Origin of the sequence: Rhodococcus globerulus (assembly GCF_019334125.1) — a bacterium.
In the GTDB taxonomy this organism is placed as follows: domain Bacteria; phylum Actinomycetota; class Actinomycetes; order Mycobacteriales; family Mycobacteriaceae; genus Rhodococcus_F; species Rhodococcus_F globerula.
This window is the reverse complement of sequence record NZ_CP079698.1, coordinates 6,402,605-6,428,375: the sequence shown is the minus strand read 5'-3', so window position 1 is coordinate 6,428,375 and position 25,771 is coordinate 6,402,605. Positions and strand designations below refer to the sequence as shown.

The 25,771-nt window shown below is 63.1% G+C and carries 29 protein-coding genes; 14 read left to right on the top strand and 15 right to left on the bottom strand.

All coding sequences use genetic code 11. The features are described from left to right. Positions 1–279: 279 nt before the first annotated feature. Positions 280–1,248 carry an alpha/beta hydrolase gene (locus KYT97_RS29305; protein ID WP_033234214.1) on the bottom strand — a complete coding sequence of 323 codons (969 nt, stop codon included), beginning with the start codon at positions 1,246–1,248 and terminating at the stop codon, positions 280–282. A 27-nt stretch (positions 1,249–1,275) separates the two neighbouring features. Then, positions 1,276–1,848 carry a DUF4126 domain-containing protein gene (locus KYT97_RS29300; protein WP_033234215.1) on the bottom strand — a complete coding sequence of 191 codons (573 nt, stop codon included), beginning with the start codon at positions 1,846–1,848 and terminating at the stop codon, positions 1,276–1,278. A 74-nt stretch (positions 1,849–1,922) separates the two neighbouring features. Here KYT97_RS29300 and KYT97_RS29295 point away from each other — a divergent pair, with 74 nt between their 5' ends. From KYT97_RS29295 to KYT97_RS29285, 3 genes are read left to right on the top strand one after another with little or no spacing between them, the layout of a single operon-like run. Then, the gene (locus KYT97_RS29295) at positions 1,923–2,327 is read left to right on the top strand and encodes a VOC family protein (protein WP_033234216.1); all 405 of its coding nucleotides are present in this window, start codon (positions 1,923–1,925) and stop codon (positions 2,325–2,327) included. 53 nt (positions 2,328–2,380) lie between these two features. Then, a complete protein-coding gene (locus KYT97_RS29290; protein WP_092806774.1) occupies positions 2,381–3,757 on the top strand; it encodes an ATP-binding protein in 1,377 nt (458 codons plus the stop codon). A gap of 10 nt (positions 3,758–3,767) precedes the next feature. Beyond that, a complete protein-coding gene (locus KYT97_RS29285) occupies positions 3,768–5,705 on the top strand; it encodes a vWA domain-containing protein (RefSeq protein ID WP_033234217.1) in 1,938 nt (645 codons plus the stop codon). Here KYT97_RS29285 and KYT97_RS29280 read toward each other — a convergent pair. Further along, the gene (locus KYT97_RS29280) at positions 5,702–6,727 is read right to left on the bottom strand and encodes an agmatine deiminase family protein (protein WP_219111441.1); all 1,026 of its coding nucleotides are present in this window, start codon (positions 6,725–6,727) and stop codon (positions 5,702–5,704) included. The two genes, KYT97_RS29285 and KYT97_RS29280, sit on opposite strands and share 4 nt — an antisense overlap. Next, positions 6,724–7,671 (bottom strand): nitrilase-related carbon-nitrogen hydrolase, encoded by a 948-nt coding sequence (locus tag KYT97_RS29275; RefSeq protein ID WP_033234219.1) that lies wholly within the window; start codon positions 7,669–7,671, stop codon positions 6,724–6,726. The genes KYT97_RS29280 and KYT97_RS29275 overlap by 4 nt, the downstream gene beginning before the upstream one ends. Positions 7,672–7,822: 151 nt before the next feature. On the opposite strand from KYT97_RS29275, the gene KYT97_RS29270 reads away from it, so the two are divergent. Then, positions 7,823–8,434, top strand: coding sequence for a TetR/AcrR family transcriptional regulator C-terminal domain-containing protein (locus tag KYT97_RS29270; protein ID WP_033234220.1), 612 nt, complete (start codon positions 7,823–7,825; stop codon positions 8,432–8,434). Here KYT97_RS29270 and KYT97_RS29265 read toward each other — a convergent pair. The 3 genes from KYT97_RS29265 to KYT97_RS29255 form a co-directional block, all read right to left on the bottom strand. After that, positions 8,421–9,974, bottom strand: a complete 1,554-nt coding sequence (locus KYT97_RS29265) for an APC family permease (RefSeq protein WP_033234221.1) — start codon at positions 9,972–9,974, stop codon at positions 8,421–8,423. The genes KYT97_RS29270 and KYT97_RS29265 overlap by 14 nt on opposite strands. Further along, positions 9,971–10,870 carry a universal stress protein gene (locus KYT97_RS29260; protein ID WP_033234222.1) on the bottom strand — a complete coding sequence of 300 codons (900 nt, stop codon included), beginning with the start codon at positions 10,868–10,870 and terminating at the stop codon, positions 9,971–9,973. The genes KYT97_RS29265 and KYT97_RS29260 overlap by 4 nt, the downstream gene beginning before the upstream one ends. A gap of 91 nt (positions 10,871–10,961) precedes the next feature. Beyond that, complete coding sequence (locus KYT97_RS29255; RefSeq protein WP_095888439.1) at positions 10,962–12,392, bottom strand: gamma-aminobutyraldehyde dehydrogenase; 1,431 nt, start codon at positions 12,390–12,392, stop codon at positions 10,962–10,964. Between the two features lie 169 nt (positions 12,393–12,561). Here KYT97_RS29255 and KYT97_RS29250 point away from each other — a divergent pair, with 169 nt between their 5' ends. After that, entirely contained in the window at positions 12,562–14,079 is a 1,518-nt protein-coding gene (locus tag KYT97_RS29250) for a PucR family transcriptional regulator (protein WP_045069222.1), read from the top strand. 33 nt (positions 14,080–14,112) lie between these two features. Here KYT97_RS29250 and KYT97_RS29245 read toward each other — a convergent pair whose 3' ends face one another. From KYT97_RS29245 to rpmB, 7 genes are all read right to left on the bottom strand, one after another. After that, complete coding sequence (locus KYT97_RS29245; RefSeq protein ID WP_219111440.1) at positions 14,113–15,474, bottom strand: flavin monoamine oxidase family protein; 1,362 nt, start codon at positions 15,472–15,474, stop codon at positions 14,113–14,115. A 159-nt stretch (positions 15,475–15,633) separates the two neighbouring features. Then, a complete protein-coding gene (locus KYT97_RS29240) occupies positions 15,634–16,098 on the bottom strand; it encodes a hypothetical protein (protein WP_033234225.1) in 465 nt (154 codons plus the stop codon). Between the two features lie 19 nt (positions 16,099–16,117). Further along, entirely contained in the window at positions 16,118–17,053 is a 936-nt protein-coding gene (locus tag KYT97_RS29235; protein WP_045069227.1) for an AEC family transporter, read from the bottom strand. Between the two features lie 110 nt (positions 17,054–17,163). After that, on the bottom strand, positions 17,164–17,421 hold the full coding sequence (rpsR, locus tag KYT97_RS29230) for a 30S ribosomal protein S18 (RefSeq protein ID WP_003946414.1): 258 nt from the start codon (positions 17,419–17,421) through the stop codon (positions 17,164–17,166). 9 nt (positions 17,422–17,430) lie between these two features. After that, the gene (gene rpsN, locus KYT97_RS29225; protein WP_033234227.1) at positions 17,431–17,736 is read right to left on the bottom strand and encodes a 30S ribosomal protein S14; all 306 of its coding nucleotides are present in this window, start codon (positions 17,734–17,736) and stop codon (positions 17,431–17,433) included. A gap of 2 nt (positions 17,737–17,738) precedes the next feature. Continuing rightward, entirely contained in the window at positions 17,739–17,903 is a 165-nt protein-coding gene (gene rpmG / locus KYT97_RS29220; protein WP_003946358.1) for a 50S ribosomal protein L33, read from the bottom strand. Between the two features lie 4 nt (positions 17,904–17,907). Beyond that, complete coding sequence (gene rpmB / locus KYT97_RS29215) at positions 17,908–18,144, bottom strand: 50S ribosomal protein L28 (RefSeq protein ID WP_033234228.1); 237 nt, start codon at positions 18,142–18,144, stop codon at positions 17,908–17,910. A gap of 105 nt (positions 18,145–18,249) precedes the next feature. Between rpmB and mrf the strand changes: the two genes are divergently transcribed. The 9 genes from mrf (at position 18,250) to KYT97_RS29170 (ending at position 25,207) form a co-directional block, all read left to right on the top strand. After that, entirely contained in the window at positions 18,250–19,518 is a 1,269-nt protein-coding gene (gene mrf / locus KYT97_RS29210) for a ribosome hibernation factor-recruiting GTPase MRF (RefSeq protein WP_245005959.1), read from the top strand. Beyond that, positions 19,515–19,769, top strand: a complete 255-nt coding sequence (locus KYT97_RS29205; protein ID WP_033234229.1) for a type B 50S ribosomal protein L31 — start codon at positions 19,515–19,517, stop codon at positions 19,767–19,769. The genes mrf and KYT97_RS29205 overlap by 4 nt, the downstream gene beginning before the upstream one ends. Continuing rightward, positions 19,769–19,942 (top strand): 50S ribosomal protein L32, encoded by a 174-nt coding sequence (rpmF, locus tag KYT97_RS29200; RefSeq protein WP_033234230.1) that lies wholly within the window; start codon positions 19,769–19,771, stop codon positions 19,940–19,942. Before KYT97_RS29205 ends, rpmF begins: the two co-directional genes overlap by 1 nt. A gap of 18 nt (positions 19,943–19,960) precedes the next feature. Further along, positions 19,961–20,572, top strand: coding sequence for a trimeric intracellular cation channel family protein (locus tag KYT97_RS29195; RefSeq protein ID WP_033234231.1), 612 nt, complete (start codon positions 19,961–19,963; stop codon positions 20,570–20,572). Positions 20,573–20,643: 71 nt separating this feature from the next. Then, positions 20,644–21,330: a response regulator transcription factor gene (locus tag KYT97_RS29190; protein ID WP_033234232.1), complete on the top strand. Its 687-nt coding sequence runs from the start codon at positions 20,644–20,646 to the stop codon at positions 21,328–21,330. Positions 21,331–21,398: 68 nt separating this feature from the next. Further along, a complete protein-coding gene (locus KYT97_RS29185; RefSeq protein ID WP_202025801.1) occupies positions 21,399–22,778 on the top strand; it encodes a HAMP domain-containing sensor histidine kinase in 1,380 nt (459 codons plus the stop codon). A gap of 191 nt (positions 22,779–22,969) precedes the next feature. Then, positions 22,970–24,448 (top strand): S1C family serine protease, encoded by a 1,479-nt coding sequence (locus tag KYT97_RS29180; protein ID WP_219111439.1) that lies wholly within the window; start codon positions 22,970–22,972, stop codon positions 24,446–24,448. A gap of 80 nt (positions 24,449–24,528) precedes the next feature. Then, on the top strand, positions 24,529–25,026 hold the full coding sequence (locus KYT97_RS29175; RefSeq protein ID WP_179300869.1) for a MogA/MoaB family molybdenum cofactor biosynthesis protein: 498 nt from the start codon (positions 24,529–24,531) through the stop codon (positions 25,024–25,026). Positions 25,027–25,033: 7 nt separating this feature from the next. Next, positions 25,034–25,207, top strand: a complete 174-nt coding sequence (locus KYT97_RS29170) for a hypothetical protein (RefSeq protein WP_175393619.1) — start codon at positions 25,034–25,036, stop codon at positions 25,205–25,207. Between the two features lie 63 nt (positions 25,208–25,270). Here KYT97_RS29170 and mscL read toward each other — a convergent pair whose 3' ends face one another. Then, positions 25,271–25,693: a large conductance mechanosensitive channel protein MscL gene (mscL, locus tag KYT97_RS29165; protein WP_033234234.1), complete on the bottom strand. Its 423-nt coding sequence runs from the start codon at positions 25,691–25,693 to the stop codon at positions 25,271–25,273. Between the last annotated feature and the right edge of the window lie 78 nt (positions 25,694–25,771).

The window sequence follows — 25,771 nt, the reverse complement described above, 5'->3', positions numbered from 1 at the left end:
GGATGCAAAGTCCGGGTGAAGCGTCATCTGATCCGTGCCTTTCTCGTTCGGCGTAGCTGGTTAATGGATGACCGTACAGGACGCTGCCAGGGATTGCACCAATAAAAACCAACACAAACGTAAACTCCGTGTGACTTTTGTCCCGGCGTTCTGCGTCGCGCAGCTGCTCTTTGTGCAGGTCCAGTACCAAAAATGAAAGTCCCCTCGCGATGATTCGCAAGGGGACTTTCATATCGAAAAACAAGGCCGTTCGGTCTGTATGCAGCCCGGGGTGGCGGCTCAGCGGAGTGAGCGAACCCAGGCAGCAAACGGCTCGGCAAACTCGCTCGAGTACGGCAGGGGTGCGACGTAATCGGGGCCCGTCGAGTGCTCGTCACCGAGATCCTTGAGTACGAAACTCGCGTTCTTCATCCGTACCGAGGTGAGCGCGGTATGAGCGAGAGCCTCGTCGAGTGCCGCGACCTCGGCCGGAACGATCTGGATGTCCTTGGCCGAGCAACTGGTGAGGACCGGCATGCCGGCTGGAAGCGACGCCACCAGTGCAACCGGGTCCAGTGCATCTTCCTCGGCGAGAGCCTTGGCATTTGCGTACACCAGTCCGGCATTGCGGAGAGGTTCGGGAAGATCGTCGGGAACCGTGCCGTCACTGCGCAACGATTCGACTGCGCCGGCGAGCGCCACTCGAAGCTCGTCAGCCAATTCGACCGGCAACTGCCCGGCCCCGACAACCGCGTCGAGTTGCCCGTGAATCTGGTTGGTCAGAAGGTCGAGGAGCCTGATGCTCAGCGGTTCGACCAGAGCGAGTGCATGGACGCGGGAACCGCCGTGACCGGTGGCCACGGCAAGAGCCACCACCGCGCCGTCGCTGTGACCGATGATGATCAGTCGCTCGGCGTCGACGCCGGGTTGCGCTGCCAGGAAGTCGAGACCGGAAGAGGCCGCGTCGACGTACGTGTTGAAACCGAGATCTGCGATGTCGTCGACCTCGTACGGTCCCAAGCCGGTTTCGCCGCTGCCGATCTTGTCGTAACGCAGACTCGAAATACCCTGTTCTTCAAGGAGATCCGCGATGAACCGAAGCGTACCGATATCGCCTTCGAGGAGTGCGCTGTCGCCGTTGCGATCGGTGGGACCGCTACCCGCCAGGATGAGCGCGGCAGGTGCTTGTACGTCTGGAGTCGTGGCGAGGCGCAGGCTCCCGAAGAGGGTGACGTCGCCGGATTGAAACGTGATCTCGGTGTCGGACATGACGACCTGTCTACCAGGTGTGGATGTTCAGGCGGTACGCGCACCGCGGAGGCGGCGCAGGCCCCGCCAACTGAACCACAAGAGCGCGGCGAGCAGCGGAATGATCAGGAGCGGAAGGATCATCGCAATCAACGACGTGAAGAACGTCAGCACGTCCTCGACCACCGAGAGCACAGGGTTGGCGAGCCCACCGGTGGTTGCCGTACTGACCGCTCGCGCGCCGGTCTGCGCGGAGCTGAAGGTCAGTGCCGTTGGTGCCCCGACGATGATGGCGGCTATCCCCGCCACCGCAGGATCAAGGTGACTGAACGCGGCCCAGGCCGCGATCACCCCGGCGATGGGACCGGTGACATTGCCGACCACGGATAGCGCGTTGTCGACAAAGGGAATGAGGTCGGCACCCAATTCGACGACCGCGGCGATCGCCAGCGCCACCAGAGCGCCGGTCGATCCGATCCACTGCATCGACTCGCCGACAGTGATCCCGAACAGCTCGAAATGGACGGCAGCGCTCAGCATCAGCAGCGGAAGGAACGTTCGCATCCCCGAAGCTGCGGCAAGGCCGAGGCCGAGCATGGCGGGTAAGACCCAGGTATCCATGCGTGGAGTTTAGGTCTGGATTTCATCGCGTACGGGTATAAAGGCACACACCAGACCATCGGAAAGGAACTTTCATGCCGACCATGTTCTTCCTCAACCTGCCCGTCAAAGACCTGGGCAAGGCCACAGCCTTCTACGAGGGGCTCGGGTACGCCAAGAACCCACAGTTCTCCGACGACAACGCGTCGTCTATCGTCATCAGCGACGAAATTGTCGTGATGTTGCTGGCAGAGCCATTTTTCAAGACCTTCACGTCGAAGGAAATTGCCGATACGTCGACGTCGACGGAAGCGCTGTTGGGTCTGTCGGCGGAGACTCGCGAGGCAGTGGACACCATCGTCGACAAGGCTCTGGCAACAGGTGGCAGCGCTGGAAATGCCACTCAGGACCACGGATTCATGTACTCCCGCAGCTTCCAGGATCCCGACGGCCACATCTGGGAAATCATCTGGATGGACCAGTCTCAGGTGCAGGGCTGACCTCGAATCTTTCTCGGCGCGCGGCGCAATCGCGCAAATGCTCGTAACTTGGTGTGGTGACTGTCGCCAAGACTCTCGGTGAGCTACGCGCCGCCGGACACGTGCAACGAAGTGTCAAAGAAGAAATTCGGGAGAACCTTCTCGCCGCGTTGCGGGACGGCCGCGATCCTTGGCCCGGCATAGTCGGGTTCGAGGACACTGTCGCTCCGCAACTCGAGCGGGCCCTGATCGCCGGCCACGACGTCGTCCTACTCGGCGAACGTGGGCAGGGCAAGACAAGAGTGCTTCGAACGCTCAGCTTGCTGCTCGACGAATGGACGCCCGTCATCGAAGGGTCGGAGCTGGGGGAGCATCCCTACGAGCCGATCACGCCGGCTTCGATTCGTCGAGCCGAGGAACTGGGCGACGATCTGCCGGTGGTGTGGCGTCACCGCAGCGAGCGGTACTCCGAGAAACTTGCGACCCCTGATACCTCGGTCGCGGACCTGATCGGTGACGTCGATCCGGTCAAGGTCGCGGAGGGGCGCAGCCTCGGTGACCCCGAGACCATTCACTTCGGCCTCGTTCCCCGAGCGCACCGCGGAATTGTGGCGATCAACGAACTTCCGGACCTCGCCGAGCGTATCCAGGTGTCGCTTCTCAACGTGATGGAAGAGCGCGACATCCAGGTTCGTGGATACACGTTGCGGCTCCCGCTCGACGTACTGTTGGTGGCGAGCGCCAACCCCGAGGACTACACCAACCGCGGGCGCATCATCACCCCGCTCAAAGACCGTTTCGGTGCTGAGATTCGTACCCACTATCCGGTCGAGTTGATGGACGAAATCGCTGTGATCGAGCAGGAAGCGCATCTCGCAGCGGAGGTTCCCGACTACCTGCTCGAGATCCTTGCCCGCTTCACTCGACTGCTCCGTGAATCCACGTCCGTCGACCAGCGTTCGGGTGTGTCGGCACGGTTTGCCGTGGCCGGCGCCGAGACCGTCAGTGCCGCAGCGGTACGACGTGCCGCGGTCCTCGGTGAGGCGGATGCTGTTGCGAGACCGGTAGATCTGGAATCGGTCGTGGAAGTTCTGCGCGGCAAGGTGGAGTTCGAATCCGGCGAAGAGGGCCGCGAACTGGAAGTGCTCGAGCACCTGTTGCGTCGAGCGACGGCAGACACCGTTCGGGTGCGCCTCGGTGGAATCGACCTGGGAATGTTGGTTGCCGCCGTGGAGATGGGCAATACCGTCGTCACGGGTGAATCCGTCACGGCCAAGGCACTTCTCGAAGAACTGCCCGAGATCGAGGTCCTGGACGAGATCGCCGAACGTCTTGGTGCCCAATCCGACGGTGAGCGTGCCGCTGGTGCCGAGTTGGCGCTCGAAGGGCTCTACCTCGCGCGCCGGATCTCCAAAGATCAAGGCCCGGGCGGCCGCTCGGTGTACTCGTAAGGAGCGGGCGATGATTCACAATCCGCGCTATGGACCATACGACGGCGGCCCCGATCCGCTGGCACCGCCGGTGGACCTGCGCGATGCGTTGGCGGCGATCGGTGACGACGTGCTGTCCGGGACGTCGCCTCGCCATGCGCTGCGCGAACTCTTGCGGCGCGGCAACCGGGACATGCGCGGGCTCGACGACCTTGCCGCCCAGGCCAATCGGCGTCGACGCGAACTGCTGCGCCGCAACAACCTCGGCGGAACTCTCGACGAGGCCCGGAAATTGCTGGACAAGGCGGTGCTCGAAGAGCGCAAGGAGTTGGCGCGCGCTCTCGACGACGATGCCAGGTTCAACGAAATGCGCATCGAGGAGTTGCCGCCGTCGACGGCTCAGGCGGTTCAGGAACTGGCCGATTACAACTGGCGCAGCGAGCAGGCGAGAGCCGACTACGAGAAGATTCGTGATCTTCTCGGACGCGAGGTTCTCGATCAGCGTTTTTCGGGAATGAAGCAGGCACTCGAGGGCGCTACCGACGAGGATCGTGAGCAGATTCGCCAGATGCTGGCCGATCTGAATCAACTGCTCGACGCTCATGCACGTGGGGTTGACACTCCGGAGCAGTTCACGGAGTTCATGGACAAATACGGAGAGTATTTTCCCGACAACCCCCGCAATGTCGAGGAACTTCTCGACTCCCTCGCGCAACGCGCCGCTGCCGCGCAGCGCCTACGAAACTCGCTGTCTCAAGAGCAACGTGACGAGTTGGATGCTTTGGCGCAGCAGGCTTTCGGTGATCCGAGCCTGATCGACGAACTCGGCAAGCTGGATCAGTATCTGCAGGCCGCCCGGCCGGGGGAGGACTGGGAAGGTTCGCAGCAGTTCCGCGGGGACAACGGAATGGGCTTGGGTGAGGGGACTGGCGCACTGTCCGATATCGCCGAGCTGGAATCGTTGGCCGATCAACTCTCGCAACAGTATGCGGGGGCAGGGCTCGACGACATCGACCCCGAACTGCTCGCGAGGCAACTCGGTGACGAAGCCGCAGCTGACGCTCGCACCCTGGCCGACCTCGAAAAAGCCTTGCAGGAACAGGGTTTCTTCGATCGGGCACCCGACGGTCAATGGCGCTTGTCGCCCAAGGCAATGCGCCAACTCGGACAGACGGCACTGCGCGACGTTGCCGGTCAGTTGTCATCCAGAAACGGACAACGAGATACGCGTCGGGCCGGCTCGATGGGCGAACCGACCGGAGCTTCCCGAGAATGGGAATTCGGGGACACAGAACCCTGGGACGTCACGAGAACGATCACCAACGCTGTGCTGCGTGACCCGGGCCGAATGCCGGTGCGGCTGAGTGTCGTCGACGTCGAAGTTGCCGAAACGGAGCAGCGTAGTCAGGCTGCCGTCGCGTTGTTGGTGGACACGTCGTTCTCCATGGTGATGGAGGATCGCTGGGTACCGATGAAACGCACCGCGCTGGCGCTCAATCATCTGGTGAGTACCCGCTTCCGCAGTGACGAACTGCAACTCATCGCCTTCGGACGCCACGCGCATGTGTTGAACCCGTCGGAGTTGGCGGGACTGGACGGCGCGTGGGATCAGGGAACCAACCTCCACCATGCACTCTTGTTGGCGGCCAGGCACCTTCGACGCCATTCCAACGCGCAGCCGGTGGTGCTGATCGTCACCGACGGTGAGCCGACGGCTCATCTCGAAGCGGACGGAGAAGCACGGTTCGACTACCCGCCGAGTGCGCGAACCCTGGGACTTACGGTTCGCGCACTCGACGCGGTGGCCAGACTGGGCGCCAAGGTCACGTTCTTCCGGCTCGGTGAGGATCCCGGTCTGGCCAGGGTGGTCGACCGAATGGCGCACCGGGTGGGCGGACGCGTCATAGCTCCTGATGTCGACGGCCTCGGCGCAGCCGTGGTCAGCGACTACATGCGGGGCCGTCACTAGTTTTGCTCGGCCGGCTGATGCTGGGTGATGCAATGGATGCCGCCGCCGCGTTCGAACAGAGGCCTCGCGTCGACGGTGACGACGGTGCGTCCTGGATAGGCGGCTGCAAGAATCTCGACCGCTTCCGCGTCGGCGGGATCGTCGAAGCTGCAGGCGATCACTCCGCGGTTGACCACGAGGTGGTTGATGTAGCTGTAGTCGACGAATCCCTCGTCGTCGCGCAGGATCTCGGGAGCGGGAACACGGATGACCTTCCACGGCCGTCCGCCGACATCGGTCGAGCGTTCGAACAACTCGATGATGGTCTTGCTGATGGCGTAGTCGGGGTGCATGGGGTTGCGCTGGTCGTGGACCAGTACCACTCCGGGGGACGAGATGGCAGCGACGATGTCGACGTGTCCGCGCGTTCCGTAGGTCTCCTGATCGCGAGTCAAGCCGCGCGGCAGCCAGATCACGTGCTTGGCGCCGATGGTGCGGGCGAGTTCGGCCTCGATGTCCGCCTTTGTCAGATCGGGATTGCGCCCCGGATCGAGTTGGACGGTTTCGGTGACCAACACGGTGCCGAGGCCGTCGACCGCAATGCCGCCGCCCTCGTTGACGAGTGGTGAGTCGATCAACTGGGCACCGGATTGTTCGACGACAAACGCGCCGATCTTCGAGTCCTTGTCCCACTGCGCCCAATCCTGTGCGCCCCAGCCGTTGAACACCCAGTCGACTCCGCCGAGGCGGCCCTCGTCGGACAAGACGAACGTCGGCCCGATGTCGCGCATCCAGGCGTCGTTGAGCGGCGCTACGACGATATCGATCTTCTCGGACAGGTACTTTCGTGCTTCTTCGACTTCGGTGGGATCGACGACGACGGTGACCGGCTCGAATTCGGCGACGGCGTGGGCAACTGCAGCCCACGTCGACCGCGCTTCGTGCTGCTGCTCCGCAGTGTCCCCGAGGGAGTATCCGGCGCTGGGGTAGGCCATCCAGGTACGTTCGTGCGGTTCACTTTCCGCGGGCATGCGCCAGGTCATCGGTTGGCTCCCGCGGTGGTCACCGGTGCGGTCAGGGCCGAGTAGGTGTCGGGTCGGCGAGTGGCCAGGAACGGGAACAGTGCAAGCCAGTCCTCGCGCTGCTGAAGATCGAGATCGGCTACCAGCACAGCTGATTCGTCACGGGGCGCCTGAACGAGGATGCGTCCGTATGGGTCGGAGATGAAGGACGAACCGTAGAAGGTGATGAGGCCTTCGCTGCCGTGCCGGTTGGGGACGACCATGAAGGTGCCGTTCGCGATACCGTTTCCGACGATTACCTGCTGCCACAGCGGTTGGGTGTCGAAGTTCGGGTGATCGGGCTCCGAGCCGATCGCCGTGGGGTACACCAGGACCTGTGCACCGGCGAGTGAGTAAGCGCGCGCGACCTCGGGGAACCACTCGTCCCAGCACGTCGGGAGTCCGAACTTGGCGCCGAGTGCCTCGTGAACGGGGTACGCGTCCTGCGCCGGGCCTCCTCGGAAGTACGTGTCCTCGTAGTACCCGGCGGTCACCGGAATGTGGAGCTTGCGGGTTCTCCCGAGAAGTTCACCGGCGGGCGAGACGAGGATGGCGGTGTTGAAGCCCAGTCCGTCCTCGGCCTCGCTGCGCTCGTACAGCGACGCATGAACGAGGACCTGGTTCTCGGCGGCAGCCTTGGCTGCGAAGGCGAGCGTGGGTCCGGTGAGTAGGTCTTCCGCTTCGCGTCCGGGATTGTCGCCGGCGGGGGTGGAGGCCGGGTAGCGGCTGAGCGTCAGCTCCGGAAGGAAGACCACTGAAGCGCCCAGCTTGGCTGCGGCCGCGATGCCCTCGCTCAGTTCGGTGTGGAGGTCGCTGCGGTCCTCGTGCCAGCGATGTTGGACGAGGCCGACGCGCAGTGGGGCAGACGTGGACTGCGCTGTCGCGGCCGGCGACTCGGGCGGAGTGAGGGCGGTGATCGTCAGCATGGGGTTTCCTCAGTACTCGGATGTTCGACGTTCAACGTAAAACGAATGTGATTCGTTAAGTATGGTGGGTGAGCGCTGATTGATCAAGGACTTTCGAGGAATTGTTTTTTTTGCGGCGCACCGAACGGTGTGGATCACTACAGGAGGACATATGCCGCGGCCATCGCAACGACTGCTCTCGCCCGAAATCATCACCGAGGCGGCAATCGAATCGGTGGACGAAACCGGCGACTTCACCATGCCGGGACTCGCGGGAAGACTGAAGGTGCGACCGTCCTCGCTGTACAACCATGTGTCCGGGCGGGCCGAAATTGTCGAACTGATGAGAGCTCAATTGATGGCGGGCATCGACCTCCGATCGGTTGACGGTTCGTGGACCGACACCGTAGCGGCGTTGGCGTCCGAATACCGGCGCAGCTATGCCGAGCATCCTCGCTTGATCCCGCTCTTCACTGCCCAGACGGTGCAAGCCGGTGTTGCCTTCGGTCTGTACAACGCACTGGCGCAGGCATTTTCGGACGGTGGGTTCGATCCGTCGGCGACGCTCCACGCGATCACGACGGTAGACAGTTTTGTTCTCGGTTCCGCGCTCGATCTGGCAGCGCCCGAGGTCCAATGGGCCGCCGGGCCGGAAGTGAACGACGCGATGAAGGCGGCATTGGCAACGTCCGGGAAAAATCCCGAACGTGCCGATGCCGCCTTCGAATTCGGTTTGCGCGTGCTGATGGCTGGGTTGGTTGCCCAGTCTCCTAAGTCGAGCTGAGATCGCTTTCGTCGCGCAACGCGACCGTGTCGCGGTTGAGGGTCTTGCCCTCGAAGAACTCCGGGTTGCGCACGCGCATCACCATCATCAGTACGGCGCCGAGGATCAGGATTCCGAAGCCCAGGAAGAACACCAGGCCGATTCCGCCGATCGAAGCGCCACTCGCATTCTCGGGATCCATGCTCTCTTGGATCGAGATGACGAACACCGCGAGCAGCATCAGGCCACCCAGTAGCGGGAACGCCAGTCGGAAGACGAAGTTGCGCATGCTGTCGAACACCGTCCGGCGGAAGTACCAGACACACGCAAATGCCGTGATGCCGTAGTACCAGCAGATCATGATGCCCAGCGCAGCGATCGTGTCGAGGAGAGCGCTTTCGGAGAGGAACGTGACAACGGTGTAGAACACCGCCGTCACAACGCCGGCAACCACGGTCGCGTAAGACGGCACCAGGAACCGCGGGGATACCTCGGCAAGCTTCTTGGGGAAGGCTCCGTAGGCTCCCATCGCGAGCATGGTTCGTGCGGCCGGGAGGAACGTGGTCTGGAGGCTGGCGACCGAGGATACGAAGACGGCAAGGAAGAGGAGCATGCCGCCCCAGTCGCCCAGTACGGGGTCTGCCAATGCGCCGAAGACGTTCTCCGAATTCTCGGGATTTCCGAGGCCGAGGCCTTCCTCTCCGACGCCGGCGTACATCATCGCGGCAACGGCAACCAGCAGATAGGTCAGGAGAATGGTTGCAACACACAGTAGTCCGGCGCGGCCCGGGGTCTTCTTGGGGTTCTTCGACTCCTCACCCAACGTCAGGCACGTGTCCCAGCCCCAGAAGGCGAAGATCGATCCGGTCAGTCCGATGACAAAAGCGCCGATGGCGAGTCCGCTGAACGGGTTGAACCAGCTGAGGTCGAACGACAATCCGGCCGGGGCGTCTCCGGCACCGACGTGAACGAGTGCGACGACGGCAAAGACGACGAGCAGCACCATCTGGAAGCCGACGAGTGCGAACTGCACGCGCTCGCTCGTGGTGATTCCTCGACTCGCTATCCAGGTGGCCAGGGCGATGAACACCAGCGTCGTGCCGACATTGACAAGTTTGTTACCCGGTAGATCCGCGATCGACGGATTGTCGACCACCCGTGCGATGAACAGATAGAAGAAGTCGACGGCAATGGCGGCGAGATTCGAGAGCACGATGATGGTGGCGATCACCATGCCCCAACCGCACATCCAGCCGACGTACGGGCCGAATGCCTTGGTGGACCACGTGAATGACGCCCCGCAGTCTGGAGTATCGGAGTTCAGTTCGCGATATGCGTACGCGGTGAGGAACATCGGAATGAAGCCGGCGATGAAGATGGCGGGCATCTTGAGGCCGACGGCGGCGACGATCAATCCGATACTGGCGGTCAGGGTGTAACCCGGTGCCACGGAAGAGATTCCGAGAACTGCGCCGGAGATCATCCCGATCTTGCCGGTGGCGAGACCTTTGGAACTCAGTTCGTTGCCTGCAGGTGGCTGCGAAGTTTCGTTGCTCGTCATGACAGTGCCTCCGGCTGGGTGAATTCGTGCTTGGGCACTACGACCATGGGAACGGGCAACACGCGCAGCATCTTGGCGGCGGTGGAGCCCAGAAAAAGTTTGCGCGGCTGCGCGAGGCGACTGGAACCGACCATCACGAGATCGCCGTCCTGCCAGTCCAGTTGACGCACTGCCGATTCCACAGTGGAACCGTCGGCGATGATGACCTCGATCGGAACATCCTCGGGGAGCGCAGCCCTTGCGACGTCGAGTGTGTCCTGAGCGTGACTTCGCGCGCGCTCTCTCGCCGACTCGGCAGTGTCGCGGTGATCGCGGAGATCGTTCTGCGGGTCCAACGCCACCAGTGAGACCAGGCGCAGCGGAACGTGCATTTGTTCGCTGGTGCGCACAGCCGTGTTCAAGACGATATCGGCGCCGACACGGGTACCGAGTGCACACGTGATCTCGCGGATCGCCGACGCCGACGAGTGTCGGGTTCCGCGCGGTGCCAGTGCAACCGGGACGTGGGCCGAGTGCAACAGTTCGGTGGACACCGAACCTATCGAGTGGCGGCCGAGCAGACCGTCGCCGGACGCACCCACCACAATCGCCAGCGCGCCCAGTCGGTCCACTTCGTCGAGTAGTCCCTGAGCAAACGACTCGTGGAAGCTCAGATGTACTTCGACCGGGATGTCCTCGGGCACCGACGCTCGAGCCTCGGCAAGCCACTCGTGCGCGCGGGCGGCGAGTATGTCGTCGTAGCCGGGTTCCGAGGGAATCTTGGCCGGGAGGGTTCGGTCCGGAGGGAGCACCATGCAGATGTCGAGTTGCGCGCCGAGACTGCGCGCGAGCTGCGTCCCGAGGACCAGCCCGTCTTTACCGCTGGGTGTGGCGAGGTATCCGACGATAAGGCGCATGGTGGCTCTTTTCCGGATTGGAGGAATCTGCTGTGCGCCTTTGTTAACCGCGGGCGGTGAACAAAGGCGCACAGCAGGAAGGGGCGGCGACTCAGTCGTGCGAACTCATGACGTGCTTGAGGCGGGTGTAATCCTCGACTCCGTAGGCGGAGAGATCCTTGCCGTAGCCGGAGTACTTGAAGCCGCCGTGCGGCATCTCGGCGACGAGCGGGATGTGGCAGTTGATCCACACCGCTCCGAAGTCGAGGGCCGCGGAGAGCCGTTGGGTGACACCGTGATCCTTGGTCCAGATGCTCGAGGCAAGGCCGAACCGAACGTCGTTGGCGAGGGCGATCGCCTCCTTTTCGTCGGAGAAGCTCTGGACCGTGAGGATGGGACCGAAGGTTTCTTCCTGCACGATGTCGTCGGACTGCGCGACACCGGTGATGATTGTCGGCTCGAAGAAGAATCCGGTTTCGCCTGAACGCTTTCCACCGGTCACGATCGTGGCCGACGCCGGCAGGTTCGCGATCTTGTCGCTCACGGTGTTGAAGTGGTTGATGTTGTTGAGCGGACCGTAGAACGCATCAGGGTCGGAAGGCGCGCCGGGGCGCAGCTTTTCGGCGTTACGCACCAGTGCGTCGACAAGCTGATCGTGAATGGATTCGTGGACGATCACGCGGGTGGCTGCGGTGCAGTCCTGGCCGCCGTTGAAGAACGCGGCCTCGGCGATGCCGGTTGCGGTCTTTTCGATGTCGACGTCGTCGAACACGATGGCCGGTGCCTTGCCGCCCAGTTCGAGGTGGGCGCGCTTGAGTTGTTGCGCTGCGGATACGGCGACCGCGATGCCTGCACGTACCGAACCGGTGATGGAGACAAGACCGAGGGCCGGATTCTCCACCAACGTCGCGCCGGTACCGCCGTTGCCGAGCACGACGTTGAACACGCCGTCCGGCAGGATTCCCTTGGACAGCTTGGCCAGTACCAGCGTGCTGCCCGGGGTGGTGTCGCTCGGCTTGAGGACGATCGTGTTGCCGGCAGCGAGTGCAGGGCCGATCTTCCACAGCGCCATCATGAACGGGTAGTTCCACGGCGTGACCTGACCGACGACGCCGATGGGCTCACGACGGACGTAGGAGGTGAAACCCTCCATGTACTCTCCGGCCGCCTTGCCCTCGAGAAGTCGTGCAGCTCCGGCGAAGAACCGCATCTGATCGGCCCCGACCTTGACCTCTTCGTCGGCGATCATCTGGTGAGCCTGGCCGGTATTTGCGCTCTCGGCGGCGACGATTTCGTCGCTGTGCGCTTCGATCGCGTCGGCGAGTTTGAGAAGCGCGGTCTGACGGACACTCGGCGTTGTCTTGCCCCACGTCTCGAATGCGCGTTGTGCGGCTTCAACGGCGGCGTCCACATCGGCTTTGGTCGAGATCGGAGCACGCCCGACGATGCTTTCATCCACCGGGCTGATCAGGTCGAGCGTTTCCGTCGCGGACGAGGCGACAAATTCACCGTTGATGTAGTTCTCGAGTACGACGATCGACATCGGTACCGGTTCCTCTCGCGGTCGAACGAGTTCGCAGTCCAGACGAAGCGCCACGAACCCGCACTGTGTGGGGCTGTGTCAGCAAGTGTGCGCTGACTCACAGATTTCGACAGCTGCCATAAAGTCGAAATCTTTTGGGATCGACACGCCGAGTTGTACAGTCCAGCGCATGACGATCCCCGTGCGGTGGATGTTGGCGCAGGAAGACCTTGCTTTGGAACTGAAAGGCGGGGCAGAAGGCGTCGGTCGAGAAATCACGTTTGCGCACGCCACTGAACTGCTTGACCCGTTCCGTTGGCTGACCGGAGGTGAATTCATCCTCACGACCGGCATCAGATTGCCGTCGACAGCGCAGAAACGTGGGCGGTATCTCCGCATGCTCGACGCGGCCGGCGTGGCCGCGGTCGGATTCGGCACCGGGCTCTCGTACCCCGAGGTGCCGGCCGACCTTGTTACCGTCGCTGACGAAATCGGCCTGCCGTTGATCGAGGTGCCGTTGCCGACTCCCTTTGCCGCTGTGGTGAAACGAGTGATGAGCCGGTTGGCCGAACAGGAATACGAAGCGGTTCTGCGGGCATCGCGGGCACAGCCGAAGATGACGCGCGCCGTTATCGCCGGTGGAACCGCCTCGACGGTGCGTGAACTCGCTATCGCGACGTCGGCGACCGTCCTGTTGCTCGACGTGGCCGGTCGGGTGCTCGAGAGTTACCCCGAACTGCCGGCCGACGACGTGATCGAGGAACTGCGGGGGACTCTGGGCGGCGGCGCGTCCAGCAGCGTCACCCTCGCGAGTTCGGGGGCGTCCATCGCGGCGCAACGGATATCCGTCGGCCGAACACTTCACGGATACCTGGCGGTGATCAGTGCGTCGTCACTGAGCTACGTCGACCAGATCCTACTCGGTCACGCAAACTCGTTGCTGGCGTTGGACTTCGAGAAGCCGGCTAGGTTGCAGGCAACGCAGAATCAACTGAACTCGCACGCGCTTGGCCTGCTGTTGACCGAGGATCGCGATCCCGCGCCGGCGTGGCAGCAGATTCGGGCGGCGGCAGACGGGGACGGCATGATCCGTGGTCTCACGGTGCTGGCCGACACGCCCGACATTGCGACGCGCGTCGCGGGAGAAATTGCGTCGTTCCTGAACAAGGCTGGCCGGCAACTCTTCTCACGTATCCACGATGCCCGGGTCACGGTTGTTCTGCGTGGAACCGACGACGTCGACTTCGTTCGAGCGCTGCTGCGAGATGTGTCGACCGGTGACCGCCGTTCGTTGCGGGTGGGACTGAGTGGCAAACGTGAGGTTCTGGCACTAGCGGCCACGGTCGAGCAATCACAGCTCTGCGCGTCGGCGGCGGAAACCGGTGGGGAGCCTTTGGAATTCGCAGCTCTCACAGGGAGCGTGCTACTCGCGTTCAGTTCAACCCGAGAAGTGCTGAACACGTTGGCGGAAACGATGATCGCCCCGCTCGATCGCTACGACCGCGACAACGGCACCGAACTGCTGGCGTCGTTGCGCGCTTTCCTCGAAGCCAACGGGCATTGGGAAGCAGCGGCTATCGCCATGGGCGTTCATCGGCATACGTTGCGCAGCCGAATTGCCAAGGTGGAGACGCTGATCGACTGCAGTCTGGACGTGGCACGGGTGCGAGCGGAGTTGCTACTCGCGATCATTGCCCGGCAGTCGTGACCGCTGAAACGAGCGGTCACGACTGCGATCGGGTTATCCCTTGACTCGGGAGACGATATCGGCCGCCGTCCGTTGGCCCATCCGCACAGCGCCGTCCACGTGCTGGTAGCCTTCGGCCGCAATGTCGGAGCAGGAGAAGTGAATCGGGCCGACCGGTGTCCGTGAATCGGCGCCGTACCGGTGCAGACCACCGAGATCGAAGCTCGCGGCGTACGCGCCTCGGGTCCATTCCTCCGAACCCCAGTCGGATTCGTAGTACACGACCGGCTCTTCTGCCTTCGGGCCGAGGAAGCGGGCGATCGACCCGAGAATCGTGGCCTTACGCTCTTCGGCGGAAAGCTCGAACATCGCGTCCGCCTTCTCGTCGGAGACGAAGGCGACCAGGGTGCCACGAGTGTCCTCGTGGTTGGTGTTGTCGTACACCTCCTGAACGACCTCGGACGCGCCGAAACCGGTGCCGGACAAGCCGTCTTCACGCCAGAAGGGCGTCTCGTACACGGCGTGCACCTTGATGACCAGACCAAGGGACTGGTGCTGGTGCATCTGGTGTTGGCGGCGCGGCAGCGGGGGATCGTAGGAGATCCGAGAGTAGAGATTGGGCGGGACAGCCAGGATGACCTTTTTTGCCTCGACGCGAACGTCACCGTCCGCCAACACAACTGCACCGTCTTCGGTCCACTGCACGGTACGCACGGGAGCGTTGAGGAAGACATCGTCGCCCAGGGCGGCGGCCATGCGGATGGATACCTGCTGCATTCCGCCGACCACACGCTTGTCGAGAATGAAGTCCTCGTCCACCAGGTTCGAGAACGAACCGGCGGAGGCGGCCATGAGAACGGCCTGCAGCGCGGAGAACGCGTGGGCAGGCTTGGTGAGCATGCCACCTGCAATGAAAAGTCCGATGTTGTCGCGAGCTTCGGCGTCGTCGGACTGATTGATCAGCCACTGCTTGAACGAGACGGTGTCGAGGTCACGGGCAAGTGGATGAGCCCACGGCTCCTCCGCGCCGATCTGTGCGGCGAGATCGTCCATCTCGTCGATGAGGCGGTCCATCTCTTTTTTGGTGGTGTCGTTCGTGGGGAAGGAGTCGCCGGTGTAGCGGGTGCGTTCGCCTGCGGTGGAGATGTAGACGGATTCGCCCTCGCGGTATCGGTCGAACGTAGTGAGGCCGAGTTCGTCGAGAAGCCCGATCAGCGCGGTCTGGTCGGGGGAGACCCACTGGCCGCCGATTTCCAGGACCGCGCCGTCGACGGTGTCGGTCCAGGTGCGGCCGCCGACGCGGTCGCGTGCCTCGAGAACAGCGACGGACAAGCCGGCTTTGCGCAGCGCGGTTGCGGCTGCCAGGCCGGAGGGGCCGGCGCCGACGATTGCGACATCTCTCTGAAGAGTAGGCACTTGCGAGCTCCTTCGTAGTTGAGCACCGCTCGAGTCGAATAGAAGCCGACGCGTGAACAGTGAACGGGTGACTGCTCACAGTCTGCCGCGAAGAGACCCACGCCACACCTGACAAAACGGAGTGTTAACCCGCAGAAGTTGTGACGAAAAGGCGTGCGACTATCCGTTGACCACGACGCGATCGCCGAGCGGTCTACTCAAATGCACATCGAGGGATCCGAACACGGCCACAAGAACGCACATCCTGTCCGCAGCTTCGGGCAGAGAACCGGTGTGGAGCGTGATGACCACCGCGTCGTCCGTCTCGTCGAGAGTTGTATACGCGCCGTAACATTCCGGCGTTCCGGTCACGAAATGAACGGCAACGGTATTCTCGTCCACTTCCGACCACGACTCGAACATGGTCTCCCCGGCGCCGACGATGTCCGGCCGATCCTCGAACATCGTGCCGATATCAGTGTCGTCGACCTCCGTGGGGACAGGCGATTCTCGTGCCCAATCGGCGGGAACAGCACCCTGCGCTGCAAGCACTTTCGGGGTCCCGACGCCGGCATTGGTACTCGTGCCGATGGCACATCCCGCCAATGCCAGGGCGGCCAGAACGGCGAGGGTGATTACGCGCATGCATCCACCGTAACCCTGGTCATGCGAGTAGCGCCGTGACCAGCGCGATTGCCGGAATTGATGCCAAAGTGGTGACAAATGCGCTGTCTCGGGCCAACACCATTCCGCGACGGTAACGGCTCGCGTAGATGAAAACGTTCTGGGCAGTCGGCAAGGTGGACACGACGACGATCGCAAACAATTGATGACCGTCGATGCCGAGCAGGTAATGCGCCATCAGATAGGCGAGCACCGGTTGGACGACGATCTTGAGCGTCGAGGCCAGCGCCACGTCCCGGCGGGGACTCGAGCCTTTCTCGAGCACGCGCACGCCGTACAAGGACAGGCCGAAGGCAAGCAAGGCGCCGGGTACCGAGGTTGCCCCGATCAATTCGAACGGCTGCATCAGCGGTCTCGGTGGCACCCAGCCGATCAACGCGACGATCAAGCCCGCCGCACCTGCGAGCACGATCGGGTTCTTGAACGGAGCGGTGACAGTGTCGATCAGTGACAGTTTTTCGGCTTCGCCCCGCAATGCCGTGAGATCGAGGATCGTCAACGCGATGGGGGAGTACACGACAATCTGGAACAGCAGAAGTGGCGCCACGAACGTTGCGTCACCGAGGACGAACACTGCGATCGGGATACCGAGGTTCGCCGAGTTCACGTACGACGCGGACAGCGCGCCGATGGTCAGTTCGGGAAGCGGTCGACCAAGCCAGAGTTTTGCGATCACTACGTACAAGGCGCCGACGGCAAAGGCAGTGGCCGACGCGACCGCCAACGTAGGCGAGAAGATCACCGACAGATCGGACGACGCGAGGGTCGTGAACAGCAGCGCGGGGGTTGCGACGAAGAAGACGAGGCGGCCGAGAACAAATTGGCCTTGGCTGCCCAACGTGCCGAGGCGACCGAGGAGAAAGCCGACCGCGATGACAACAAAAATAACGGTGAAACCCGCAATAACTCCCGACACGCTGCGGGCACCTCTCAGCTGGACCGAATAACTTCAGGAATCTTAGTCCGGGCAACAAAAAGGCCGCGCAGTCGAGTGACTGCGCGGCCTTTCCGGTCTTCTACGTGTGACTACCGTGCGGCGGTGAAGGGAAGCAACGCCATTTCGCGTGCGTTCTTCACTGCAACGGCGACCTGACGCTGCTGCTGCGGGGTCAGGCCCGTGACGCGGCGGCTACGGATCTTGCCGCGGTCCGAGATGAACGTGCGAAGCAAGTTGATGTCTTTGTAATCGACATGCGTGATCTTCGCTGCGAACAACGGGTTCTTCTTGGGCTTACGTCCCTCTACGGGGCGTGGCTTCTTCGACGGTGAACGCTTGACTGCCATCCGACTTCCTTACCAGCTCGACTTGTGTACGCCAGGCAGTTCCCCACGGTGCGCCATTTCTCGCACGCGAATCCGGGATAGCCCGAACTTCCGCAGGTGGCCGCGCGGACGTCCATCCGCAGCGTCTCGATTGCGCAATCGTACCGGACTCGCGTCGCGTGGTAGACGTTGCAGGGTCGCTTGGGCCCGTGCGCGTTCCTCAAGGGAGCTTTTCGGGGAGCGAATCGTCTCCTTCAGGGCGGACCGCTGCTCGCGGTATCGCTCGACGATGACCCGTCGTTGGTTGTTCTTGGCGATCTTCGACTTCTTGGCCACGGCTATTTCTCTTCTCGGAAATCGACATGCTTTCGGAGCACCGGGTCGTACTTCTTCAGCACGAGTCGATCGGGGTCGTTGCGACGGTTCTTGCGGGTCACGTAGGTGTAGCCGGTGCCTGCGGTGGACTTCAGTTTCACGATCGGCCGGATCTCGTTGCGGGCCATCAGCTCAGATCTTCTCGCCGCGTGCGCGGATTCGGGCGACGACGGATTCGATGCCGTCGCGGTCGATCGTCTTGATGCCCTTCGTGGACAGAGTGAGGGTGACGCGACGCCCTTCGCTCGGCAATACATACGTCTTGCGCTGGATGTTCGGATTCCAGCGGCGATTCGAACGCTTGTGGGAGTGCGAGACGGATTTTCCGAATCCCGGCACACGTCCGGTCACTTGGCAGCGAGACGACATGGGTGTTCCTTTCTAATTGCAGATGACAATCGTTTTCGACAATGGAGTGAGATCAATGTAGCGTCCAGTCTCGGTAATGACAATCATTCCCAGAAAGGGCGCGCTGTGAACACGATCCTGGACGGCAGGACTCCGCTGGTCCTGGTTGCCGGCATGAGCGAAACCACCACACCGACTGCGCGCGCACTACTGCGGGCCGGAACAGTGCTGGTGCATCACGACCTGAGTCACGTCCGCGAAGGAGTAGTGCGACGGACAATCACGACAGTGGCCGGGACGACAGTGACCGGAACGACAGTGGCCGGCAACACGGTCTCGGAACGGGAGACCATCCTCGAACTCGCGCACGGCTGCGTGTCCTGCACGCTCAGCCAGGATTTGCTACCGCTGCTGCGTCGGTTACACGCTCGCAGTTCGGTTGCGCGCATCGTCGTGCTGCTGGACCCGCAACTCGAACCCGAAGCGCTGTGCTGGGCGATCGAGCACGTCGTGGTGGCCGGAGTCGTCGGCCAACTGGACGGTCCGGCCGAGCGAGATGTTCGCGTCGACGCCGTTGTGACGTGCATCGACGCCGAAAGCTGGCTTTCGGACGCCCTCAGCGACGAAGCCCTCGACGACGATCGAACGCTGGCTCAGGTTGTTGTCGGCCAGGTCGAGTTCGCCGACGCACTTGTCGTGCGGGGAATGGCAGATCTCGACAGTTGGCGACACACGCGTCTGCGGGCTGTCCTGGCGCGGCTTGCGCCGCGGGCTCCCGTCGTCGATGCGGGCGGGGACATCGAGAAGGTGCTCCTCGCAGTGCCCGAGGATTCCAGACGCGGCGAACTTGCCGACGCTCACTCACCGCTGCTGCGTTTCCAGCCACCGCTCGAGGAAGACAGCGGCGTGATGCTCGTGGAGTTCACCGCCAACCGCCCGTTCCACCCCGGACGTCTACATGACGCGATCGACGTCCTGCTTGACGGCGTCGTGTGCTCGCGCGGGCGAGTGTGGGTCGCGACGCAACCCGGGGAGGCGCTCTGGCTGGAATCCGCAGGCGGCGGCCTCCGGGTTGCAAGCGCAGACACGTGGCTGGCTGCCATGATTCCCGAGGAACTGGAGGGCGTGCCGGTCGAGCGACGCGCACTGGCCGCACTGAAATGGGACGACCGTTTCGGCGACCGCGACACCTCGATGGTGGTGCTGGTGTGCGACGCCAACCCCCTCGAGATCGACCGAACGCTGCAACATGCGTTGGTCACCGACGAGGAACTGGCCGACGAAAAATCGTGGTCTACCTGGGATGACCCGTTCGGCGAGTTCCACGAGGACCCATGTGACGAATCCCAATCACCCTACGCAGAAACCGAATCGACCCGAGAGGCAAACGAATGAAAAAGCAACTGCACCCCGACTACCACCCCGTGGTGTTCCAGGACGCCGGCACCGGCAAGAGCTTCCTCACCCGTTCCACCGTGACGAGTGACCGAACCACCCAATGGGAAGATGGCAACACCTACCCGCTGCTGGTTGTCGACGTCACGAGCGACTCGCACCCGTTCTGGACGGGAGCGCAACGCGTCATGGATACCGCTGGCCGCGTCGAGAAGTTCGAGCGTCGCTACGGAAAGCGCACGGCGCGCTGATGGCTGTTCCCAAGCGGAAGATGTCCCGCTCCAACACGCGTAGTCGACGGTCCCAGTGGAAAGCGACGCCGCCCGATCTGGTCGAGGTCACCGCCTTCGGCCACACCCACAAGGTTCCCCGACGGTTGGTCAAAGCAGTTCGACTCGGGGTGATCGACCCTCAGCGCCTCTGACCGTGCGATCCTTGGCCGGTGCTGCTGTCGATCCTCGAACTGGTGGGCATCGTGGCGTTTGCCGCTTCCGGTGCTCTGGTGGGCGTCACCAAGCGTCTCGACATCTTCGGGGTGTGCTCGGTGGGCGTGTTCACCGGCATCGGCGGCGGTATCGTCCGCGACGTCCTACTCGGCGTCCACCCACCCAGTTCGCTGAGTAGCTGGCCGTACTTCGGAACGGCCGCCCTCACGTCGCTGGCGGTGTTCTACCTGCACGAGCCGCTCAACCGCCTGCGCCGCGAAATTCTGGCGCTCGACGCACTGGGCATGGGCCTGTTTGCCAGCACCGGAACCGTCATCGCCCTCGAGAACAACGCCAGCGGACTGGCTGCCACGCTGATCGGTGCCACCGCGGCGATCGGCGGCGGCGTGATCCGAGACGTCCTCGTCAACGAGGTGCCCTTGCTGCTCCACAAGGACCTCTATGCCGTCCCGGCGCTCCTCGGCGCTGCGTTGGTGGTCACAGTCTCGGCGTGGGGGTTGTCCACGAACGGTGCGCTTGTGGTCGGCACCGCGTTTGCCGCCGTCTTCAGATTGCTTGCGCTGTGGCGTCATTGGAGCCTGCCGGGACCACGCCGCACTGAAGACTGACCGCGACACGCCGAACCTCCCGAACGGGACCCTCTCAGCCCTATCTCAGCACTTCAGTCCAAACTGTCGGTATGCGTATTTTGGTGGTCGACGACGACCGGGCGGTTCGCGAGTCGCTCCGGCGCTCGCTCAGCTTCAACGGCTACACGGTCGAACTGGCGGTGGACGGACTCGACGCGCTCGAGAAGATCCTCGCGAACCGGCCGGACGCCGTGGTTCTCGACGTCATGATGCCGCGCCTCGACGGACTCGAGGTGTGCCGCCGGCTCCGCAGCGCCGGCGATGATCTCCCGATTCTGGTGCTCACTGCCCGCGATTCCGTCAGCGAACGCGTCGCCGGTCTCGACGCGGGTGCCGACGACTACCTTCCCAAGCCTTTTGCACTGGAAGAGCTGCTTGCCCGATTGCGCGCGCTGCTCCGGCGAACCGCACCGGATCCCGACGCAGACTCCGAGATGATGACCTTCGAGGATCTCACCCTCGACCCGGTGACCCGTGAGGTTCGGCGAGGCGAGCGATCCATCAGTCTCACCCGAACCGAGTTCTCGCTTCTCGAAATGCTGATGGCCAACCCGCGTCGCGTCCTCACCCGTGGACGCATTCTCGAGGAGGTGTGGGGATACGATTTCCCGACCTCCGGCAACGCTCTCGAGGTTTACGTCGGCTACCTTCGTCGTAAAACCGAGGCCGACGGCGAACCGAGGCTGATTCACACCGTGCGCGGTGTCGGCTACGTCCTGCGGGAGACACCACCGTGATCGCTGCACCCTTCGGCAAGAACGCGGAGCCGAAGACCTCTCCCACATCGAACGGCTCGGCGGCCGGGATGCGCCCGCCCATGCCGTTGACCCGATCGGTGTCGCTGCGATGGCGAGTCACATTGCTGGCCGCGTCCGTCGTTGCGGTAGCCGTCGCCGTCATGGCCATCGCTGCCTATGCGGTGGTCTCACGTGCGCTGTACGCCGACGTTGATCACCAGTTACGCACTCGCGCATCGGTTCTCATTGACAGCAACATCGTGCGTTTCGATCCCCGGTACATCACCGGTGCCACCCTGTACACCACCGATATCAGTGTGGCCCTCGTCTTTTCGAACCTCGATACGTATCAGCCGCCAGGTTCCGACGTGCCGATCGGCGAACCCGAACTCGCCGTCGCGCGGGGCACCGCTGAGTCGTCACTGCGGACCGTCGAAGGCCAGCGCGTGCTGGCGCAACGAACCCACGACGGAAGCACATTGGTGATCGCGCAGCGGTTGGAGCCGACCGTCGCAGTGCTCGATCGACTTGCCTGGGTGCTGTTTGTCGTCGGTGGCTGCGGCGTCATACTTGCCGCGGTAGCCGGTACGACGGTGGGGCGCACAGGTTTACGACCTATCGCCCGGTTGACGGATGCCACCGAACGCGTTGCCCGAACCGACGATCTGACGCAGATCCCCGTATCCGGCAGCGACGAACTGGCGCGCCTCACCGAGAGCTTCAACACCATGCTCCGGGCACTTGCCGAATCCCGGGAACGACAGAGTCGCCTCGTCGCCGACGCCGGTCACGAACTGCGCACACCGCTGACGTCGCTCCGCACCAATATGGAGCTGCTGATCGCGTCGAGCCGGCCAGGGGCACCACAAATTCCGGACGAGGACATGGCGGAACTGCGAGCCGACGTCGTGGCACAGATCGAAGAGCTGTCGACTCTTGTCGGTGACCTCGTCGATCTCGCGCGAGAAGACGCACCCGAAACGGTGTACGAGCGCGTTGATGTCAGTGACGTCGTCGAACGATCACTCGAACGTGCGCGTCGACGCCGCAACGAAATTGAATTCGAGGCCGTGACAACGCCCTGGTTTGTGTACGGCGATCAAGCGGGACTCTCGCGTGCCGTACTCAACGTCCTCGACAACGCCGCGAAATGGAGCCCCAAGGGCGAGCAGGTGCGCGTCGAGATGCGCCCAGTCGGTCAAGGACTGTTGGAATTGACCGTCAGTGATGCGGGACCGGGTATTCCGGAGGAAGATCGGGAGTTGGTGTTCGATCGTTTCTACCGGTCCACCGCTGCGCGTTCCATGCCGGGATCCGGTCTGGGACTTGCGATAGTGCGCCAGGTGGTGATCAAGCACGGTGGCACCATTGCGATCGAGGAATCCGATCGTGGTGGGGCACTGGTTCGGATCGTGCTTCCCGGGGAGCCGGGTCCGATCGCCGAATAACTGGACACCGTGGGTAATGTGTTCAGCGAGAGTGCTTTTCGAAAAGTGAGCAGGGTGCACAGAATTATCGGTGCAAACTCTGGGCAAAGTGACAGGTGAGTCTCAGCGGCTTCTCAGCAGCGCAAGGCAGTCTTGTAGTCAACAGAGTTGTGACCAACCAATGCGGTGGTCACCGAGACGAAAGCGAGCCGATGACCGAGGACCGTAACACTGGGCCTGACCGGCCCGAGCAGCCAGGCAACGAGCCCCAGCCGACGCAGGCTTACCCGACCCAGCAGAATCCTGCCCCGCATAATCCTGCCCAGCAGAACCCCACGCAGGCTTACCCGACGCAGCAGCAGCCTTACCCGACCCAGCAGCATCAGGCCCCGGGCTACGGGCAGCAGCCCACACAGGCGTTCGGGCAGCACTACGGCGCACATGAGGCTGCTCACCAGCAACAGTCGCCCTATCAGAGTGCAGCGAGCCCGGCCGGCCCCGCCGGACCAGGTGGCGCTGCCGGACCCGGCGGACCCGGCGGACCGATCCCCGCCGCGCTGCGCGGACCCAACGCTGATCCCGAACCGGCCAAGCCGAAGTCGAAGCGCATGGCACTGGTAGCCGGCGCGCTTGCACTGGTGCTCGTCAGCGGCGGCGTCGGCGGTGCGGTCGGCGCGATTGTGGCGGACAACAACGGTGGCAGCGGAACCGTCACCAATTCGCTCAACGCTGCCAAGCCGACAGCAACCAACACGTCCAACGCACCGGCCGGTTCGGTGCAGGCCGTGGCTCAGAAGGTCGTGCCCAGTGTGGTCCAGATCGAGGTGGCCACAGCTCAGGGCTCCGGCGGGGAAGGATCCGGCGTGATTCTGTCCTCCGACGGTCTCATCCTGACCAACAATCACGTTGCCGGCGCCTCCGGTGCGCAGTTGAGTGTGTCGTTCTCCGACGGAAGCAAGGCATCGGCAACCCTGGTCGGTGCCGATCCGGTTTCCGATATCGCCGTCATCAAGGTCGAGGGTCGCAATGATCTGACGCCGATCGACCTGGGCAATTCGGCCGAGGTAGTGGTCGGTCAGCAGGTTGTTGCAGTCGGTTCACCGTTGGGGCTGGCCGGAACGGTCACCGAGGGCATCATCTCGGCGCTCAATCGACCGGTGTCCACCAGCGGCGAGTCGGGCAACCAGAACACGGTTATCGACGCCCTGCAGACCGACGCGGCCATCAACCCGGGTAACTCGGGTGGCGCACTGGTCAACATGGACGGACAGTTGATCGGTATCAACACGGCCATCGCGTCACTGGGAGCCTCGTCGGGCACGCAGGGTGGGTCGATCGGACTCGGCTTTGCCATCCCGATCGATCAGGCCAGGCGTGTTGCCAACGAGTTGATCGAAACCGGCAAGGCCACTCAGGCCATGATCGGCGTGACGGTGCCCTCGCAGGACAACGCGGATGGTGCGACGGTTATGGACGTCACCGCTGACGGTCCGGCAGCCAAGGCCGGAATCCCGAAGGGTGCCGTCATCACGAAGGTCGACGATCGTGTTGTCGCAGACGGTGATTCGCTCATCGCGGCGGTTCGGTCACATGCTCCCGGCGACACCGTGTCGATCACGTACACCGACGGTGGCCAGCAGAAGACCGTCGACGTCACGCTGGGAACCGCCCCGGCGCAAGGTGGGCGGTGACAGTTGGCGACCGGCCGACGATCACCCCGATCTTCGGCCGGACCGCAACTGATTCGGGGCGCGGCACTACGGTAGGAGTCATGGAACTCGAAGCCACATCGGCCGGCCGCGCCCTGGTTGTCATCGTCGATGATCGCACTGCTCACGGTGATACCACCGACTCCATCGGTCCGTTGGTTACGGAACTGCTGAACGAAGCAGGTTTTCACGTCGACGCGACGGTTGCAGTTGCCGCCGACGAGGTGGAAATCCGGAACGCTCTCAATACCGCGGTGATCGGTGGTGTCGACTTGGTGATCTCGGTCGGCGGTACCGGAGTGTCACCGCGCGATGTGACACCGGACGTGACGGCTGAGGTGCTCGATCGGGAGATCCCGGGAATCGCCGAGGCGCTGCGGGCGTCCGGGTTGTCCGCAGGATCGCTCGAAGCGGGCTTGTCCCGCGGCTTGGTCGGTGTCTCGGGCAGCACCGTCGTCGCCAATTTGGCGTCGACGCGCCCCGCGATCCGTGACGGCATGGCAACGTTGACAGCTTTGGCGGGCCATGTGATCGCCGAACTGTCCAGCCTCGAGGGCTGAGTAGAAGTTGTCCGACGAACAGAGCGCAGAAAAGAAGCCTGTCGACAAAGAGGCTTTGGCGCGCATTTTCGGGGATGTGTTCCCGGAGACGACATCCGACGAGCGTGACCCGCAAGGACCTTCCGGTTCGTCGGATGACGAGTGGTTACGCAGGCAGGTTCCGCCGCATCACGGCGGTTGACGCATCAGACAGATCAGGCCCGTCCCGGAATGTCCGGGGCGGGCCTGATCTGTCAGGTGGACGCTAGTCGAAGCTCTTGGCGTGGGCGCCGGAGTCGGGGTCGGTTACACCGGAAGCGAGGATGTCGCGGATCTGGATGAGCAGATCGGTTTCGCTGGCTTCCTTGTCCTCGGGTTCGGTGACGAACTTCTTCTTGGCCGCGTTCGCGGGAACGATCAGCACGAAGTAGACAACTGCCGCGATGATGACGAAGTTGATGATCGCGGTGACCACGGCACCGATGTTGACGAACGTTTCGGGATTGCCGGCAATGATCTCCTTTCCCCAGCCCAATTCGTCGGATCCACCAATGGCGGCGATGAGTGGGTTGATGATGTTCGACGTGAAGGCCGTGACGATCGCGGTGAACGCTGCGCCCACGACCACTGCAACGGCCAGGTCGAGCACGTTTCCGCGGAGCAGGAAGTCTTTGAATCCCTTGAGCATTTCGGTGTCCCCCGAATTGTGTGTGAGATGAACGTGTCGGTTCTCTGGAGAGAGCCGAATGCAAAAATCCTAAAGGAG

What these genes read in the sequence shown, in the direction of transcription:
- KYT97_RS29295 (WP_033234216.1), top strand. Translation starts at nt 1,923, where the DNA reads ATGCCGACCATGTTCTTCCTCAACCTGCCCGTCAAAGACCTGGGCAAG.
- mscL (WP_033234234.1), bottom strand. Translation starts at nt 25,693, where the DNA reads ATGCTCAAGGGATTCAAAGACTTCCTGCTCCGCGGAAACGTGCTCGAC.
- KYT97_RS29175 (WP_179300869.1), top strand. Translation starts at nt 24,529, where the DNA reads ATGGAACTCGAAGCCACATCGGCCGGCCGCGCCCTGGTTGTCATCGTC.
- KYT97_RS29250 (WP_045069222.1), top strand. Translation starts at nt 12,562, where the DNA reads ATGACGATCCCCGTGCGGTGGATGTTGGCGCAGGAAGACCTTGCTTTG.
- KYT97_RS29190 (WP_033234232.1), top strand. Translation starts at nt 20,644, where the DNA reads ATGCGTATTTTGGTGGTCGACGACGACCGGGCGGTTCGCGAGTCGCTC.
- KYT97_RS29305 (WP_033234214.1), bottom strand. Translation starts at nt 1,248, where the DNA reads ATGTCCGACACCGAGATCACGTTTCAATCCGGCGACGTCACCCTCTTC.
- KYT97_RS29280 (WP_219111441.1), bottom strand. Translation starts at nt 6,727, where the DNA reads ATGACCTGGCGCATGCCCGCGGAAAGTGAACCGCACGAACGTACCTGG.
- KYT97_RS29240 (WP_033234225.1), bottom strand. Translation starts at nt 16,098, where the DNA reads ATGCGCGTAATCACCCTCGCCGTTCTGGCCGCCCTGGCATTGGCGGGA.
- KYT97_RS29180 (WP_219111439.1), top strand. Translation starts at nt 22,970, where the DNA reads ATGACCGAGGACCGTAACACTGGGCCTGACCGGCCCGAGCAGCCAGGC.
- KYT97_RS29275 (WP_033234219.1), bottom strand. Translation starts at nt 7,671, where the DNA reads ATGCTGACGATCACCGCCCTCACTCCGCCCGAGTCGCCGGCCGCGACA.
- KYT97_RS29260 (WP_033234222.1), bottom strand. Translation starts at nt 10,870, where the DNA reads ATGCGCCTTATCGTCGGATACCTCGCCACACCCAGCGGTAAAGACGGG.
- KYT97_RS29185 (WP_202025801.1), top strand. Translation starts at nt 21,399, where the DNA reads ATGCGCCCGCCCATGCCGTTGACCCGATCGGTGTCGCTGCGATGGCGA.
- KYT97_RS29270 (WP_033234220.1), top strand. Translation starts at nt 7,823, where the DNA reads ATGCCGCGGCCATCGCAACGACTGCTCTCGCCCGAAATCATCACCGAG.
- rpmF (WP_033234230.1), top strand. Translation starts at nt 19,769, where the DNA reads ATGGCTGTTCCCAAGCGGAAGATGTCCCGCTCCAACACGCGTAGTCGA.
- KYT97_RS29300 (WP_033234215.1), bottom strand. Translation starts at nt 1,848, where the DNA reads ATGGATACCTGGGTCTTACCCGCCATGCTCGGCCTCGGCCTTGCCGCA.
- KYT97_RS29265 (WP_033234221.1), bottom strand. Translation starts at nt 9,974, where the DNA reads ATGACGAGCAACGAAACTTCGCAGCCACCTGCAGGCAACGAACTGAGT.
- rpmG (WP_003946358.1), bottom strand. Translation starts at nt 17,903, where the DNA reads ATGGCCCGCAACGAGATCCGGCCGATCGTGAAACTGAAGTCCACCGCA.
- rpsR (WP_003946414.1), bottom strand. Translation starts at nt 17,421, where the DNA reads ATGGCAGTCAAGCGTTCACCGTCGAAGAAGCCACGCCCCGTAGAGGGA.
- KYT97_RS29255 (WP_095888439.1), bottom strand. Translation starts at nt 12,392, where the DNA reads ATGTCGATCGTCGTACTCGAGAACTACATCAACGGTGAATTTGTCGCC.
- KYT97_RS29205 (WP_033234229.1), top strand. Translation starts at nt 19,515, where the DNA reads ATGAAAAAGCAACTGCACCCCGACTACCACCCCGTGGTGTTCCAGGAC.
- rpmB (WP_033234228.1), bottom strand. Translation starts at nt 18,144, where the DNA reads ATGTCGTCTCGCTGCCAAGTGACCGGACGTGTGCCGGGATTCGGAAAA.
- KYT97_RS29285 (WP_033234217.1), top strand. Translation starts at nt 3,768, where the DNA reads ATGATTCACAATCCGCGCTATGGACCATACGACGGCGGCCCCGATCCG.